Below are 17544 nucleotides of genomic sequence, written 5' to 3'. Positions count from 1 at the left end.
CGCGGGATGGTCCAGGGGGACGTGGAGGCGGTTCGCGTCGCCCACGCTCCGCACGCTGCTGGTGGCGATCGCGGCGTTGGCGGTGGCGACCGCGGCGCGCGCCAGCCAGCCGCAGTGGACGCAGAGCTTCGATCTCGTGCCCGGCTGGAACGCCATCTACCTGCACGTGTCGCCCAACGACAGCGAGCCCGCCAACATCTTCGACGGCATCCCGGTGCGCAGCGTGTGGACGCGCGGCACCGAGACCAGCTCGGTGGAGTTCATCCGCAATCCCGACGACGCGCTGCTCGGCCAGCGCGGCTGGGTCGCGTACATCCCCGCCAACCGCGAGGAGGCGCTCGCCGCGACGCTGGCCGATCGCGAACTGGTCAGCATCGAGGGCAATCGCGCCTTCCTGATCTACCTCGACGGCCCGGCGACCACCCTGCGCATCACCGGCCGGCCGCTGGTGCCGCTGATCAACTGGCAGGCGAACGCCTATACCCTCACCGGCTTCCCGATCGATCCCAACGCGGCGCCGACCTTCGCGGCGTACTTCGCGCCGTCGGCGGCGCAGCGCGGACAGCCGGTCTACCACCTGCTGCCGAGCGGCGTGTGGGAGCGCATCGCGGCGCCGAACGCCGCCACCATGCGCTACGGCGAGGCCTACTGGGTCTACAGCGCCAGCGGCTCCGACTACCTGGGGCCGATCCGGGTCGACGTGCCGACCTCCGACGGCGTGAGCTTCGGCCGCGGCGTCAGTCAGCACCTGCTGGCCCTGGTCAATCTCTCGGCCGCACCGCTGGCGATCAGCATCCAGGACCTCGCCTCGCCGACGGCGCTGCCGCTCTCCTACCGCACCCTGGTCACCAGCGGTCCCAATGCCGGCACGGTGCAGTGGCCGGCGTTGAGCGGCGCGCTGTCGTTGCCGACCACCGCCGGCGGGGCGCAGTCGGCGCGCCTGGCGGTGCGCCGCAGCGCCCTGGCGCAGCCGGAGGTGGGATCGGTGCTCGCCATCCGCGGCGCCGGCATGCGCTGGCTGCTGCCGCTCAGCGTCAAGAGCGATGTCGCCGCCGCGGCGGTCTCGGGATCTGGGGGATCGTCCGCGTTCGCCGGCCTCTGGGTGGGCGCGGCCGAGGTGCGCAAGGTGAGCCAACCGCAGATCGGCTCGCTGACGCCGGTATCGACGCAGGGCCAGGGCAACGTCTGCACCGGCGGCGCCAACGAGGGTTTGAGCTGCACCGGGCCGACGGACTGCCCCGGCGTCTGCACCCTGACCTGCGCCGGCGGCAGCAAGGCCGGCACGGCCTGCACGGTGGCGACGCAGGCGACCGACTGTCCCGGGTCGAGCTGCACGGCGCCGCCGCGCGCCTGCGCCGGCGGCATCAACCTCGGTCTGCCGTGCAGCGCCGCCAGCGACTGCCCCGGTTCGAGCTGCGGCGACACGGCGGTCTGCGCCGGCGGCGCGCGCGCCGGCCAGTCCTGCAGCCCGGCCACCGCGGCGCAGGACTGCCCGGGGTCGACGTGCAACAGCGGCAGCCGCTGCCTCGGCGGCGTGAACGACAACCGGTCGTGCGCGCGCGCCGCCGACTGCGCCTTCCGCTGCGACCAGTCCGGCGGCGGCTCGACCTTCTCGATGCGGCTCCTCATCCACGTCGACGGCAGCGGCACGACGCGGCTCCTCAAGCAGGTCATCCAGATGTGGCAGAACGGCACGACGCGGCCCGACCGGGACGACCCGCAGCTCCAGGTCGACGCCACGCCCGGGCGCTACGTGCTGCTGACCGACGATGGGCTGATCCCCACCTTCCGCGGCGCGGCACTGCGCGACGGCATCCCCGTCGGCCGGCGCCTGAGCACGGCGCACTTCGATTTCCCCGGCAACGAGCTGGCGATGACCGGCGACTTCGGCGGCACCGGCGCGCTGACGGCGGCGATCGTTCTGACGCCCGACTTCCCGACCAATCCCTACCGCCACAAATTCCACCCCGACCACGACAACCTCGATCCCCAGGGACGGCCGACCCCGGAGGCGTTCCAGATCCAGCGCGCCATCCGCCTCACGTTCAGCGGCACCGATCCGAGCGGGCTCAGTGATCCCGACTACGGCTTCGACACCGTCGGCGGCACCTACGCGGAGGAGCTGCAGGGTCTGCACCGCAGTCCGATCCAGGTCGAAGGCATCTTCCGCCTGCAGCGCATCAGCACGACGCCGGAGCTCAACCGATGATGGCCGACAGCGGGAGGACGACGGCGATGTGGACGCAGCACGCGGCTCGGGGACTGAGCGGGGCCGCCGGGGCGAGGGCGCGCCGCCTGCTGTTGGTCATCGGCATGCTCGCGCTCGGCGCCGGGCCGGCGGCGGCGCGCTGGCCGTACACCCTGGACCTCGGACCGCTGGCCGCCAATCGCCCCGAGGCGCTGGCGTTCGACGCGGCGGGCAACGCGTATCTCGCCGGCACCTTCAGCGGCACGGCGACGATCGGCGGCATGCAGTACAACGCCGCCGGCCAGGGCGACATCGTCGTCGTCAAGCTCGACGTCGACGGCAACCTGCTGTGGACCCGGGTGGCCGGCAGCGCCGGCGCCGACACGGTCAACGAGCTCGCCGTCGACGCCAGCGGCAACGCGTACCTCGTCGGCGGCATCTGCGGCACGCTGTCGCCGGCGCCGCCGACCTGCACCGCCACCTTCGGCGGCGCGCCCACCTCGGTCTCGGTCGCCGGCAACGTCGAGAGCGCCTACGTCGCCAAGCTGACCGCCGACGGCACCTGGGAGTGGGTGCGCCCGATGTCGCGCGCGGCGGCCGGCACGTCGGGCCTGCGGCTCACCGGCGTCGCCGTCGACGGCGGCAACGTCTTCATCGGCGGCTGGGTGGCGGGCGGCCTGAGCGCCACCACCGGCGGCGGGTTCTCGATCGCCAGCCGCCAGGATCGCACCGACGCCTTCTTCGCCAAGCTGAGCAGCGCCGGCCAGTGGAGCGCGACCCAGACGTGGCCGAGCGCCGACGCCGCCGCGCTGGCCGGGATCGACTTCTTCGCCAAGTCGGTGGTGGTGCAGGGCGGGCGCGTGATCGCGGCGGCCCACACCCTCGCCTTCGCCCCCAGCGCCAAGGCGGCCGCCATCGCCAGGGGGCCGGTGTACACGCTGCCCGGCGGCGGCAGTTGCACGGTCAACGGCAGTCCGAGCCGCGGCAGCGGCGCCACCGTGTCCTGCACCGGCATCGACGTCGCTGCCCATGGCGCCATCTACTTCGGCCTGCGCAACGACCAGACGGCGAACGGCAACACGATGACCGGCGCCGCGCCGTCCGGGACGGCGGTGTTCCGACTCGCCGCCACCGGCAACACCGCGAACACCATCGCCTACGCCAGCGCGACGACCATCGCCGACCAGATCAGCGGCGCCAACCGGGCGGTGGACAATCAGTTGACGCTCACCCGCAACGCCGGGACGCTGCGTCCGGTCGAGGTCGGCAGCGGCATCGCCAACAACGCCAACGGCGACGTGACGCGGCTGTTCGAAGTCGGCAGCGGCAGCTTCGCGGTCGACGTCGCCGTGCGGGCGCGGCTGGCGGGCGGCAACTTCGGCATCGCCAATCCGGCGGTCTTCGACGCCATCAACACGTTGCCGGCGACGCGCGACGTCGCCAGCGTCGATGTCGCCTTCTACTACGAGGACGTCTCGCCGCTGGTGGTCCTGGCGGCGGCCGACCTCGCGGTGCAGAGCCAGAATGGCCTCGACCTCGGCTTCGCCGCCGAGCAGGTGGTCGGCGACGGCGCCAGCGGGCTCGCCGCGGTCGGCTACCTGCCGGCCGGCAAGACCATCACCTACGGCGGCAGCTCGCTGACCGGGCCGGGCCTCGCCGTCGCCCGCTTCGATCTCGACGGCGGCGGCGCCTCGCTCAGCCGCTCCTGGGTGGCCGGGCTGCGCGACGAGGGCGGCGCCCTGCTCGGCCGCAAGCTCGCCTTCGGTCTGAATCGCAAGGTGTACACCACCGCCAGCTACCTCGGCCTGGCGAGCTTCGTGCCGGAATCGCTGCTGCCGCTCGATCCCTTCCTGCCGACCCCGGGGTCGGGCGAGGACATCTTCGTCGGCCAGATCGACGACGACTCCGGCAACTGGAGCTGGGCGCAGCGCGCCGGCGGCGCCGGAGCGGACCAGCCGACCGACATCGCCAGCGACCCCTCGAGCCCTTCGAAGGGCGCGGCCATCGTCGGCAGCTACCTGGCGCCCGCCGCCTTCGGCAAGTTCCAGCAGTCCTGCGAGAGCACCTGCCCGGTGCTCGAGAACAACATGACGGTCAACAAGCCGTGCAACCGGCTGAACGAGGGCAGCGTCTGCATGGCCACCGCCTGCAACCTGCCGCTGCTCTGCCTCGGCGGCGTGACGCCGCCGTCGCGCACGGGCTTCGCCATGAAGGCGGGCGACGACGGTGAATGGCTCCTGCCGGTCGACCGCTGGGTGGTGGGCCGGGAGGTGCCGCGGCCGGCGAACACGGTGGCGGTGAAGCCGGCGGTCGAGATCACCGGGCTGTCGGCGGCCGAAGCGCAGACCTTCTTCTTCTGGGCCGCCAAGGACCAGAAGCTGTTCGCCGCCAAGCCCTCCGAGCTGCCGGCGAAGATCAAGTGGCAGAAGGACTTCAACCCGCAGCTCGGCACCATCGACGTGAACGGCGTGGTGCGCCTGCCCGACGATCCGCAGGTGCACCTGGCCTCGGCGCCGGTCGACATCGAGCTCTCGCGCGTCAATCGCTGCGCCGCCAACAGCGCGCGTCCGTTCGCGACGTGCACGCGCAACCAGGACTGCGGCGCCGGCCAGACCTGCGGGCCGCTGAGCGCGGCGTCCACCTGGTCGTTCGGCGGCATCCTCTACCAGTCGCAGGACAGCGACGCGGCGGTGAACCCGGCCACCAAGGTCTTCACCGCCAGCGGCGGCTGGGCGACCTTGCTGTTCGTCAACGGTCCCAGCTCGAACACCGACAACTACTCCTCCGCGCTGGTCGTCGTGCGCACCCTCGACCCGGCCAAGAACACCTCCGGCGGACCGGCCGCGTGCACGATCGGCGCGGCGCTGAGCGACCCCGATCACGTCGACCCGAACGGCAAGAACGGCTGGATGGTCAACGCCAGGGCGCGCTACGACGGCGTCGGCGCCAGCGCCGCCTACACCCGCGACGCCTCGCGCAGCGGGCCGATCCTGCCGGTCAACCGCGATCTCGCCGACGATCCGGCGGACGACATGCTCATCGCCTGGTACCGCCAGGACGGGCGCGGCATCGCCTGGCCCTCCAAGGCGGTGCGCTACGACTGCCAGTGGCCGGCGAATCCCGACACCATCATCGTCGCCAGCGGTCTCGGTTCGGACGGGCGCTGCCGCGACGTGCGCGGCGCCTGCCAGAACGACGGCGACTGCGCCAGCGGCACCTGCCAGGTGCAGCCGCCGCTGACGCCCGCCGCTTTCCCCGCGGCGCAGATCTACAGCCAGGACGACCCCGCCCTGGCCGGCTTCAATCCCAACGAGGAGCACGCGCTGCTGCTGCCCTCGAACGCCGGCACCGGGGTCAACGCCGTCTTCGCCCTGCGCAACGACCTGAACGCGACCCTCGGCCTCTCCGATCCCTACGTCCTGCTCAAGTACCGCGACCCGGCGACCCAGGCGTGGCGGATGCGCGTCTACGGCGTGGCGCTCGTCGATCCGCCGTACACCGACGTCTATCCGGCGACCGCCGGCCAGCACATCCAGCCGCCGTATCCGCTCACCGTGCTGCCGCCGTGCGTCGAATCGTGCGCGCCGCTGGCCAGCGACTGCGCCGCGACCAGCCCGGCCTGTCAGGGCGGACGCTGCGTCGGCGGATCGCTGGAGGGCGACGCCTGCACGATGGACGCGCAGTGTCAGTCCGCCTGCCTGCAGTCGGGATCGACGGATCCCCTGTGCGGCGGCGCGGCCAATCTGGCGCTGTTCAAGGACCACATCGGCATCGGCGACGACGGCACCTGGAAGGGGTGGTGGGCGCGCTCCGCCGGCACCATCCGCGCCCGTTACGACTATCCGGTGCAGCAGGGCTTCTACACCGACTTCGACGGCGACGGCACGCCGGACGTGCCGGTCGGGACCTGCGAGCCCTGGCTGGTCGACGCCGGCACGCAGCGCCGGGTGACGTACAACGCCGTCTGGCCGGCGAACCCGCCGGTCCTGCAGATCGGCGAGACGCTGCTCAAGCCGAAGCGCGGCCTGCCGGCGATCTCCACGCAGGCGGCGGCCAGCGTCGTCTTCGAGACCACATCCCCGGCTCCCGACGCCGCCAACGAGCCGGCGAAGCTGGTGCGGCTGATCGATCCGCTGACGCCGCGCGCGGTGACGCTGGAGGCGCTGCCGACCGACATCGTCTCGGTCCGCCGCGGTCTGCAGTCGCAGATCACCGGCGGCGAGAACGGCGAGCGCAAGCTGTCGCCGGGCGTCAGCCAGCGGCTGTTCTACGACGCCACCGCCAAGCGCCTGTCGATCAAGGGCGTGTTCGACGACAGCGGCCTCGGCGAGCCGTTCCTGGCGCTCAACGTCATGACCGCCCGCGAGCGCGACGAGCTGAAGGCGTTGAGCACCGTCCCGGCGTGGAAGACCGCGGTCGACGCCCTCTACATGAAGTCGCGCAATCCGAACGACGTCGACGCCGACGGCGACGGCATGGCCGACGACGCCCTCGACGTCGGCTTCACCATGCGCGGCAACAAGGTGGTGGCGGAGCAACTGCTCGGCCCCAAGGCCCTCTCGGCCGGCCTCGCCGACGGCACCGGGTACGTCACCGTCGCCTTCAACAACGACCCGACCCTCAGCCCGCTGCCGATCACCCTGTCGGTGCTGCGCGTCGACTGCGGCGTCTACCAGGGCCAGGTCCACATCGTCCCCGCCGCCAACGTCTTCGACGAGGCGATCACCCTGCGCCACAGCGGCGACTTCGGCGGCGATCCGAGCGGCCTCGCGTTCGAGTGGTACTACGCGCTCAAGGAGAAGGACTGCCGCAGCATCGCCGTGCCCGCATATCCGGCGCCGGTCAGCGCGCCTTGGATCCCGCTCCCCGGCGGGATGGGCGTGTCGGACGTGACGCTCAGCGGCCCCGGCGTCACCAGCCTCGCCGACACCTGCGTCGTGGCGCGCTATCGCGGCTACCCGTTGTGCAGCAACGCGACGGAACCGAGCCAGTGGGCTGGCGCCCCGCTCGGGCCGACGCAGGCGACCGATCCGCGCGCCCAGCTCGTGCCGGGCTGGCTGACCCGCGTCACCGCCGGGCTGAACCCCTTCGACCAGCGGACCAAGGACTTCCGCAACAACGGCGTCGACACGCTCGCCAACGCCCTGGTCTCGGCCGGGGCGCGCTTCGAGGGGCCGATCGCCTTCAACTCCGACGCCGACGCGCTCAACAGCGTCGGCTTGATCGACATCTACGAGACGGTGCTCGATCGCGGCCGCGGCCTGTCGATCGACCAGGGGCTGAGCGTCGGCGCCGTCGACAGCAAGCTGCTCGACGTCGCGGCGCGCATCGCCGACCTCTACATGCTGCTCGGCAACGAGGCCTTCGGCGACGCCCTCGATCCGACCATCGGTTTCGACACCAGCGGCCAGTTCGGCACCGCCGCGCCGTCGATCTTCGCCTTCCAGGACCAGACCGACTCGCTGCTCAGCGAGGAGCTGGCGCTGCTGCGCGGCCGCGACGACAGCGGCGGGGCGCCGCCGGTGTACAACCGCCTGATCTGGAACTTCACCGGCCGCAACGGCCAGGTGGCCTACCAGCAGAACTACAAGATCACCGACCAGGACGGCGACGGCGACATCGACGAATTCGATGCCCGCAAGCTCTTCCCGCAGGGGCACGGCGACGCCTGGGGGCACTACCTGACGGCGCTCACCGGCTACTACAAGCTGCTGCGCCATCCCAACTTCATCTGGCTGCCGCGCTCGGATTCGGTCCTGGTCGCCGGCAGCGAGGTGCTGGTCGACTTCACCGACGAGCGCCGCTTCGCCGCCGCGGCGGCGGCGCGCGCCCGCACCGGGGCGCAGATCGTCGACCTCACCTACCGCCAGCGCTGGGTCGACGACCCGGCCGGCCAGTGGCAGGGCTACAAGGACACCGACGCCAGCCGCGCCTTCGGCGTCTCCGAGTGGGCCGCCCGCTCCGGTCAGGGCGCCTTCTTCGACTGGGTGGTCGCCAACGCCATCCTGCCGCCGCAGAGCGATGCCCCTCCGGGCATCGAGAAGATCGACCGCACGACGGTGCCCGAGCTGGCCGAGATCGCCAGCCAGTCGCTCGCCGTGCAGGCCCAGCTCGACCTCGTCGACCAGGGCATGAACCCGCTCGGCCTGGCCAAGAACGTCGTGCCCTTCGACGTCGATCCCGCCTTCCTGCAGGTCGGCTCGAGCGTCCAGGGCAAGCAGCACTACGAGCAGATCGCGGATCGCGCCGGGGTCGCCCTGGCCAACGCGGTACGGGTGTTCGACTACGCCAACGGCCTGACGCAACTGCTGCGTCGCAACCAGGACACCGCGGTCGACTTCGCCCGCAACGTGGCGCAGCAGGAGCGCGACTACAACAACCGCCTGATCGAGCTCTTCGGCTCGCCGTACAAGGAGGACATCGGCCCGGGCCGCACCTACAAGCTGGGCTACACCGGGCCCGACGTCTGGAACTGGAACGTGGTCGACGAATCCGAGCTGACCGGCGAGATTCCGGACCTGCTCACCGCCGGCTCGTCGTCGTACACGCTCTCCGTGGCGGTGCCTGAAACCGACAACTGCGAAGCGCAGGAGGGCACCTGCCGCTACGACTCCAGCAGCAAGCTGCGGTTCAACTCCGACGGCACGCTGGTGACGACGCCGAGCACGGTGACGGTGACGCTCTCGAACAGCGGCTTCGGCCGCATCAAGGACGCGAGCTGGACGACCCGCGAGTCGCCCGGCGAGCTGCAGTTGGCGCAGTCCGACCTGCTGCAGACGCGCGCCCAGTTCGAGCGCGCGGTGAAGGACTACGAGCGGCTGATCGGCGACATCGAATGCGTCTTCTCGACCATCCGCGGCCAGAACAGGCTGGCCGCCGATCGCCTGGTCATCCTCAACCGCACCAAGAACACCAAGCTCAGCATGAACGCGCTGATCTTCGCCGCCAAGGGCGTCGAGCTGGGCCTGAAGCGCACCAGCGAGACCATGAAGAGCTTCGTCGAAGCCGGAGCGGAGTCGGTTCCCAAGGTCACGGGGCTGGCCTTCGACGCCCTCTCCGGGGTGCGCGGCGCGCTCAAGGCGACGGTCGCGGGGACCCTCATGGGCCTGGGCATCGGCGGCGATGCGGCCGAGCTGGCGCAGCTCGGCTTCGAACAGGCGAACGAGATCCAGGCGCAGGTCGACGGCATCGCGCTGCAGGGCCTGGACGATGACTTCGAGAGCTTCAACCTGCTCGGCACCCTGGGCGAGAAGCTGCGCCAGGAGCCGAGCCTGCGGCTCGAGGCGCTGACCCAGGCCGAGGCGGCGCGCCAGGCGGCGGCGCGCCTGCAGGGCACGCTCGCCCGCGGCGTGCGTCTGATCGACGAGCTCGAGGCGTTCCGCAAGATGACCGCCTCCAAGGTCGCCGAGCGCCGCTACAGCGACATGGCCTTCCGCGTCTTCCGCAACGACGCGCTGCAGAAGTACCGGGCGCAGCTCGATCTCGCGTCGCGCTATGCGTATCTCACCGCCGCCGCCTACGACTACGAGACCAACCTGCAGGGCACGGCGCCGCAGGCGGGGCGGAAGTTCCTCACCGACATCGTCCGCCAGCGCAGCCTCGGCCAGTTCGTCGACGGGCAACCGGTCGCCGGCTCGCCCGGGCTGGGCGACACGCTGGCGCAGATGAAGGCCAACTTCAGCGTCCTCAAGGGACAGCTCGGCTTCAACACCCCGCAGACCGAGACCAACCGCTTCTCGCTGCGCAAGGAGCTGTTCCGCGTCCTCGATGGGTCGGACGACGTCTGGCGCTCGACCCTGGCGCAGCATCGGGTGGCCAACCTGTGGGACGTCGAGGCCTTCCGGCGCTTCGCCCGCCCGCCCGGGCCGCAGGGCAGCACGCCGCTGCCGGGCATCGTCATCCCGATCCCGACCACCGTCACCTTCGGCCTGAACTTCTTCGGCTGGCCGCTGTCGGGCGGCGACAGCGCCTACGATCCGACCAACTTCGCCACCAAGGTGCGGACCATGGGCGTGTGGTTCAAGAACTACAACGCCCAGGGGCTGTCCAACACGCCGCGCGTCTATCTCATTCCGGTCGGCGCCGACGTGCTGCGGTCGCCCGCCGCCGGCGACTTCCGCACCCGCAACTGGGCCATCCTCGACCAGCGCATCCCGGTGCCGTTCCCGATCGGCAACACCACCCTCAGCGACCTCACCTGGATCCCGCAGCTCGATTCGCTGAGCGATCCGATCGGCGACATCCGCCGCCACTCCAGCTTCCGCGCCTATCACGACAGCGGTTCGCTCGACTCCGGCCAGGTGACGACCGAGAGCCGCGCCATCGCCCGCTCGGTGTGGAACACGCGCTGGGTGCTCATCATCACCGGCGGCACCCTGCTGGCCGACGCCGACCAGGGCCTCAACACCTTCATCTACGGAAAGCCGGTGGCCGGTGGCGGCACGGTGGTCGATCCGAATGGCGTTGCCCGCGACGGCAAGGGCATCTCGGACATCCTCATCTTCTTCCAGACCTATGCGCTGTCGGGGAACTGAGATGCAGACGCCGGCGCCGCACGCGACACGCCGTCCGCGAACGGCCTTCGGCAACGAGGAGGCGGGACCCATGGCTGCCACGGAATCGGCCGCGCGGCGGCGCGCCGGGATGCTGCTCGCCGTCTGCCTGAGCGTCGCCTGCGGCGGCGCGGCGAGCCAGGCGGCGCTGAGCACGCCCGACGCGATGTGCTACGGGCGCGTCTCGGTCAACGGCCAGCCGGTGCCGGGCGGCGTCGTCTCGGCGCGCCTCGGCGACACCGTGCTCGGATCCTCGGTGGTCGGCGCCAACGCGGCGGCGCCGGCGTTCTACGGTCTGGCGATCTCCCTCGCCCAGGCCACCCAGAGCGGCGAGGTGCTGCCCGCCGGCACCGCCCTCGACGGCAGCACCGTGCAACTCTTCATCAACGACCGTCTGGCGGGCGAGGTCGCCGTGCGCGGCGGTACGGTCATCCGCCGCGATCTCTCGGGCGGCAAGGCGCTGTGCAGCGGCGGCGGCCGGGACGGCCAGACCTGCGTCGGCGACGTCGACTGCCCCGGCGGCTTCTGCACCGTCGCCCGGGCGCTGTGCGACGGCGGCAGCGCCGACGGGCAGGCCTGTCAGTGCATCGAGGCGGCGTGTTCCACCGCCGTCGCCTGCGCGATCAACCCGGGGCGCGGCACGTGCAGCGGCGGCGCCCAGGCGGGCGAGTGCTGCGACGTGGCGCAGAACTGCGCCGGCGGCTCCTGCGTCGGCTCGCAGAAGCTCTGCCTGGACGGCGCGCGCAAGGGGTTGCCGTGTCTGCGCAACGCGCAGTGCCCCGGCTCGACCTGCGTCTCGCCCACCCTGGTCTGTCTCGATGGCAGCCAGGCGGGCTACTCCTGCCTCGACGCCGCCCAGTGCCCGGGCGGCGCCTGCGGCCAGCGGGTGGCGACGCCGACGGTGACCGCGACGCCGGTGCGCACCGGCACCGGCGGGCCGACGACGCCCTCGCCGACGCCGACCGTGACCCCGGGCACGGGCGGCTGCGCCGGCGACTGCGATGGCGACGGCCAGGTCGCGATCTCGGAGCTGATCCGCATGGTCAACATCGCCCTCGGCACCACGCCGGTGGCGCAGTGCCCGGCCGGCGACGGCAACGGCGACGGCACCATCACCATCTCCGAGCTGATCGCGGCGGTCAGCCGGGCGCTGACCTCGTGCGGCTCCTGAAGCGCCATCCGGCCGGCTGGCGGGGCGGATCCTTCCGCCGCGCCGGCCGCGCCGGCGACCGCTCGCGCGCCCTGTCGCGCCGCCGCCCGTGAGGCCCTGGGGCAGGCTCCTCCTCGCCGCGATCGCCGGCGCGCTGCTGGCGATCGGCGTGCAGCATCTGCCGCGCGGCCGGGAGCGCGCCCCGGTCGCGGCGCCGGCGGCGCCGCTGGCCGTCGTCGACGGTCGGTCGATCAGCGTCGACGACTTCGGCGCCGAGATGGCGCGGCGCGGCGGCCCGGCCAACTTCCCCAGCGAGGAGGCGCGGCGCGCCCTGCTGGACGAGATGGTGCGCACCGAGGTGCTGGCCGCCAATGGCCGCGCCCGCGGCTATCTCGACGACTACGGCGTGCGGCGCGACATGCTGGACATCCTCGCCGGCAAGTATCGGGAGGAGGCGGTCGACCCGATCCTGGACGCGCTGGGGGTCGGCGACGACGAGGTGGCCGCCTTCTACGACGCCCATCCCCAGGCCTTCACCATTCCCGCCGCGGCGCGCGCCGCGATCATCCACTTCGCCCTCCGCCAGCCCGCCGCGGAGACCACGGTGGTCGCGACGCGGGCCCGCGCCGCCGCGGTGCGCGCCGAAGTGGAGCAGCAGCCGGAGGCGGCGCGCTTCGCGGCGCTGGCGGCGCAGTACTCGGACGACCAGGCGAGCCGCTACCTCGGCGGCGACACCGGCTGGCTGGTCGCCGGACAACCCGACGGCCGCTTCGCTCCCGCCGTCGTCGCGGCCGTCTTCGCGCTCGAACGCGCCGGGCAGCTCGCGCCGCTGCTCGAGACGGCGGACGGCCTGTACGTCATCCGGCTGGTCGACACCCGCCCGGCGACGCGGCGACCGCTCGAGGAGGTGGCGCCGCTGATCCGCGCCCAGGTGCTGGCGGAGAAGCGGCACCGGCGCCTGGAGGCGCTGTATGCCGAGGCGGCGGGACGGGTCGACGTCGAGGTGCACCCCGAACGACTGTCCGCCGTGCCGCTGCCGCCGCCGGCCGCGCCGCGCCCGCCGGGTCCGCCGCCGCTCCCCGGCCTGTGAGCCGCCCGGCTAGAGCCAGCCCGCCGCGCGGAAGCGCCAGTAGAGGAAGCCGCAGATGCCGAGCATCATGGCCACCACGCTGGGGTAGCCGTAGTGCCAGCGCAGCTCGGGGATGAACTCGAAGTTCATGCCGTAGATGCCGGCGATCATCGTCGGCACGGCGATGATCGCCGCCCAGGCGGCGAGCTTCTTGGTGATGTCGCTCTGCTCGACCGAGATCAGCGACAGCTTCGCCTCGAGGGCGCTGGTGACCAGCTCGCGCAGGGTGTCGATGGTCTCGTTGATGCGGATGGCGTGATCGTAGACGTCGCGGAAGTAGGGCCGCGTGTCCTCGGGGATGACCGCCAGATCGAAACGCATCAGCCGGTTGCAGATGTCGACCAGCGGCGACACCGCGCGCTTGCCGACCAGCAGATCGCGCTTGAGGTCGTAGATCTCCTCGACGGCGCCGCGGTCCGGCGTCGCGGAGGAGAAGATCGCCTCCTCGATCGAATCGAGCCGGTCCTCGAGCTGGTCGACGATCGGGAAGTAGTGGTCGACCACGAAGTCCATGATCGCGTAGAGGACGAACCCCGGGCCCTTCTTCAGGAGGTGCGGGGTGGTCTCGCAGCGGTGCCGCACGTCGGCATACGAGGCCGAGGCGCCGTGGCGGATCGAGACGATGTAGCGCGGGCCGACGAAGAGATGCGTCTCGCCGAGCACGATGTGCCCGGCGCCGCCGTCGTCGATGCGCGCCGTGCGCAGGACGACGAACAACGCGTCGCCGTACTCCTCGAGCTTCGGCCGCTGGTGGGCGCGCAGCGCGTCCTCGACCGCGAGATCGTGCAGCCCGAACTCCTGCTGGATCTGGCGCAGCAGCGGCTCGTCGGGCTCGTGCAGGCCGACCCAGACGAACGGCCCGGGCAGCTCGAGGACCTCGCTGATGTCGTCGATCGGGATGTTGCGCACCCGCCGGCCGTGCTCGTAGGCGGCGCAGTTCACGACCATGTTCATGGGCGGCGCTTATAGCGGGCGCTCGCCGCGGCGCAATCGCCGGGGCGGCGCCGCGGGGCGTCTTCCGCGCTCCCTGCACGGCGCGCCCCGGCGGTTGCCGACCCCCAGGCACCCCCCTATACTCGCGGCCGATGTCATCCGACGCGACGAGCGGCGCGGCCCGGCCGCGAACCCTCGGAGAGCTGCGCGCCGCCGGCGTCACGGTGCGGCCGGTGCGCGAGGAGATGCGGCGCAACCTGCTCGATCGGCTGGCGCGGCGCGAACCGCTGCTGCCCGGCATCATCGGCTTCGACGAGACGGTGATCCCGGAGATCGAGAACGCGCTGCTCGCCGGCCACCACATGGTCTTCCTCGGCGAACGCGGTCAGGCCAAGTCGCGCATCATCCGCGGCCTGACGGCGCTGCTCGACGAGGCGATCCCGGCGCTCGCGGACTGCCCGCTGCACGACGATCCCTACGCGCCGATCTGCAAGGCCTGCCGCACGCGGGTCGCCGAGGAGGGCGACGCGGCGCCGATCGTCTGGATCGGCCGCGCGGCGCGCTACGGCGAGAAGCTGGCGACGCCCGACGCGTCGATCGCCGACCTGATCGGCGAGGTCGATCCGATCAAGGTCGCCGAGGGGCGCTATCTCGCCGACGAGGACACCATCCACTACGGCCTGGTGCCGCGCTCGAACCGCGGCATCTTCGCCATCAACGAGCTGCCCGACCTCACCGAGAAGGTGCAGGTCGGCCTCTTCAACCTGATGGAGGAGAAGGACGTCCAGATCAAAGGCTACCGGATCCGGCTGCCGCTCGACGTGGTCATCGTCGCCAGCGCCAACCCCGAGGACTACACCTCGCGCGGCCGCATCATCACGCCGCTCAAGGACCGCTTCGACGTCCAGATCCGCACCCACTATCCGCGCAGCCTGCCGCACGAGATCGCGATCATGGAGCAGGAGCTGCCGGCGATCGACCGCGGCGGCCGCGCCGTCCACGTCCCCGACTTCCTGAAGGCGATCATCGCCCAGGTGACGTTCGAGGCGCGCGCCTGTCCCGACATCAACCAGGCGTCGGGGGTCAGCGTCCGCGTCACCATCAACAACTACGAGAGCGTGCTCAGCAACGCCGAGAAGCGCGCCGTGCGCAACGGCGAGTCGGAGATCGTCCCGCGCCTGAGCGACCTGCACGCGCTGCACGCCTCGACCGCCGGCAAGATCGAGATCGAGTACGCCGCCGAGGAGCGCAGCGAGGCCGACATCATCGAACGCCTGGTCAACCGCGCCATCCTGGCGATCTTCGACCGCCATCTGACGCTCGAGCAACTGGCGCCGGTGATCGCCCACTTCGAAGCCGGCTGGGGCGTCGAGGTGAGCGACGCCATGCCCGCCCAGGACTACCTGGAGGGCGTGGAGAAGATCCCCGGACTGCGCGAGGCGGTGTGCCACCTCGGGCCCTACGAGAGCCCCGGCTTCATCGCCGCCGCCAGCGAGCTCATCTTCGAGGGCCTGCACCTGCACCAGAAGCTCAATCGCGACGGCGAGGGGACGCGATGGAGCTACAAGGCCTAACCTCGATACGACAAAAGAATTTCACCACGGAGGCACGGAGACACGGAGGGTGCAGCGTGGGAAAGGCGGGTGGGCGCAATCCCTATGGCCATTACTGATGGCGTTGGGGATCTCGCCCCTGAACCCTCTCTTGTCCAGGTGACTCCGTGTCTCCGTGCCTCCGTGGTGGAACGTTTTCGTCACAACAGGGCTAAGAGAGGCTGTGAGGGGGGGTACGCTGTTACGCTGTCGGGGGTCGGAGCGATGAGATCGAGTCCGAACACCATCCCTAACAGCGTAGCAGCCTAACCGCGTAACAGCCTGCCTTCATGCACCGCATCCGCTACACCGAGTGGGACGGCAGCCAGAAGGGGCGGCTGACCGCGGAGCGGGTGTTCGAGAAGCTCGCCGAGTACCTGTCGTACACCGACGACCTGCAGCAGGCGTGGGAGTGGCTGCTGCGCCACGGGCTCGAGATGGACGGCGTGCGGGTCATGGGGCTCGACGAGTTCCTCGAGCAATTGCGCGAGGCGGGGCGCGCGCGGCAGCGGCAGTACAACCTCGACCGCGCCCTCGACCCGATGGCGGAGAAGCTCGAGGAGCTGCTCGATCTCGAGCGGGCGACGCTCGACGCCCAGGACGACGAGTCCGCCGCCGCCAAGCGCGCGCAGCTCGACCAACTGCCGCGCCGCCTGTCGGACGCCATCGAGCAGTTGCGCGACTACGACTTCGAGGACGGCGACGCCCGCGCCGATTTCGAATCGCTGCTCGAGGAGCTGGAGACGCTGCGCGCCCTGGAGGACTTCCAGCGCCGCTACGGCGAGCTGTTCCAGGGGCCGCAGTCGCTCGATTACGAGCAGGCGGTCGACCTGATGCGCGAGATGGAGCGCCTGAAGCAGCTCGAGGACGACCTGCTCGCCGGCCGGCTCGAGACCATCAGCCTCGACGACCTGCGCGAGGCGCTCGGCAACGACGCGGCGCAGGACTTCCAGACCCTGCGCCAGTTCCTGCTCGTGCTGCAGCAGGCCGGCTACGTCGGCCAGCGCGGCGGTCGCGTCCAGCTCTCGCCGAAGGGCATGCGCAAGATCGGCCAACTGGCGCTGCGCGACATCTACCAGGACCTGCTGCGCGACCGGGCGGGCGGCCACCAGGCCGACCACCGCGGGCTCAGCGACGTGCGGCCGGAGGAGACGCGGCCGTACCAGTTCGGCGATCCGATGCACGTCGACGTCGCGCGCACGCTGCGCCACGCGCTGGCGCGCGATCCGCGCCCGCCGCTGCGGCTGCAGGCCGGGGATTTCGAGGTCTACGAGACCATCCACGCCACCACCGCCTCGACCGTCCTGCTGCTCGACATGAGCTGGTCGATGAGCTGGGAGGGCCGCTTCGCCGCCGCCAAGAAGGTGGCGCTGGCGATGGAGAGCCTGATCCGCTCGCGCTTCCCGCGCGACTACTTCGCCGTCGTCGGCTTCTACACCCGCGCCACCGAGCTCACCCTGCGCGACCTGCCGGAGGCGAGCTGGAACATGGGCGATCCGTTCACCAACCTGCAGGACGGCCTGCGTCTGGCGAGCGACCTGCTCGCCAAGCACCCGAGCCCGAACCAGCAGATGATCGTCATCACCGACGGCCAGCCGACGGCCTACTACGCGCGCGGCCGCCTCTACTGCGAATGGCCGCTGTCGTTCGGCGGCATCAGCATGCGCGCCGCGCAGGAGACGCTGAAGGAGGTCGAGCGCGTCACCCGCAACGGCGTCGTCATCAACACCTTCATGCTCGACGACAGCCCCAGCCTGCGCGCGTTCGTCGAGCGCATGACCCGCATCAACCGCGGCCGCGCGCTGTTCACGCGGCCGGATCGCCTGGGCGAGTACCTGCTCGTCGACTACATCGCGCGCAAGCGGAAGCGGCTGTGAGCCGTCTGCCCGGGCGCCGCGCTCGATCACGGGTCACGCGGATGTCGCGGAGCGGCGTCGCGCGCGCTCCGTGACATCCGTGCGATGCGTCGTGCGCCGGTGGGAGGTTGCCGGGGTGGGGCG

Annotated in this window: 7 protein-coding genes; 6 read left to right on the top strand and 1 reads right to left on the bottom strand. The window is 71.6% G+C overall.

The window, feature by feature from the left end:
• Nucleotides 1-61 precede the first annotated feature (61 nt).
• From KF840_21405 to KF840_21390, 4 genes are all read left to right on the top strand, one after another.
• Nucleotides 62-2209, top strand: a complete 2148-nt coding sequence (locus KF840_21405) for a hypothetical protein (GenBank protein MBX3027461.1) — start codon at nt 62-64, stop codon at nt 2207-2209.
• Between the two features lie 26 nt (nt 2210-2235).
• Complete coding sequence (locus KF840_21400) at nt 2236-10722, top strand: hypothetical protein (protein ID MBX3027460.1); 8487 nt, start codon at nt 2236-2238, stop codon at nt 10720-10722.
• Between the two features lie 70 nt (nt 10723-10792).
• Nucleotides 10793-11911, top strand: a complete 1119-nt coding sequence (locus KF840_21395) for a hypothetical protein (GenBank protein MBX3027459.1) — start codon at nt 10793-10795, stop codon at nt 11909-11911.
• 88 nt (nt 11912-11999) lie between these two features.
• Nucleotides 12000-12980 carry a peptidyl-prolyl cis-trans isomerase gene (locus KF840_21390; protein ID MBX3027458.1) on the top strand — a complete coding sequence of 327 codons (981 nt, stop codon included), beginning with the start codon at nt 12000-12002 and terminating at the stop codon, nt 12978-12980.
• 9 nt (nt 12981-12989) lie between these two features.
• On the opposite strand, the gene corA is transcribed toward KF840_21390, so the two are convergent.
• Entirely contained in the window at nt 12990-13973 is a 984-nt protein-coding gene (gene corA / locus KF840_21385) for a magnesium/cobalt transporter CorA (GenBank protein ID MBX3027457.1), read from the bottom strand.
• Between the two features lie 131 nt (nt 13974-14104).
• On the opposite strand from corA, the gene KF840_21380 reads away from it, so the two are divergent.
• Both KF840_21380 and KF840_21375 read left to right on the top strand, forming a co-directional pair.
• Nucleotides 14105-15526, top strand: coding sequence for a magnesium chelatase (locus KF840_21380; GenBank protein ID MBX3027456.1), 1422 nt, complete (start codon nt 14105-14107; stop codon nt 15524-15526).
• Between the two features lie 308 nt (nt 15527-15834).
• Nucleotides 15835-17421, top strand: coding sequence for a VWA domain-containing protein (locus KF840_21375; GenBank protein MBX3027455.1), 1587 nt, complete (start codon nt 15835-15837; stop codon nt 17419-17421).
• Nucleotides 17422-17544 lie beyond the last annotated feature (123 nt).

The sequence above is a fragment of the bacterium genome (assembly GCA_019637795.1).
Lineage (GTDB): Bacteria > Desulfobacterota > Binatia > HRBIN30 > CADEER01 > JAHBUY01.
Note: the sequence above shows the minus strand (reverse complement) of the source record. Positions and strands in the feature narration are given on the sequence as shown.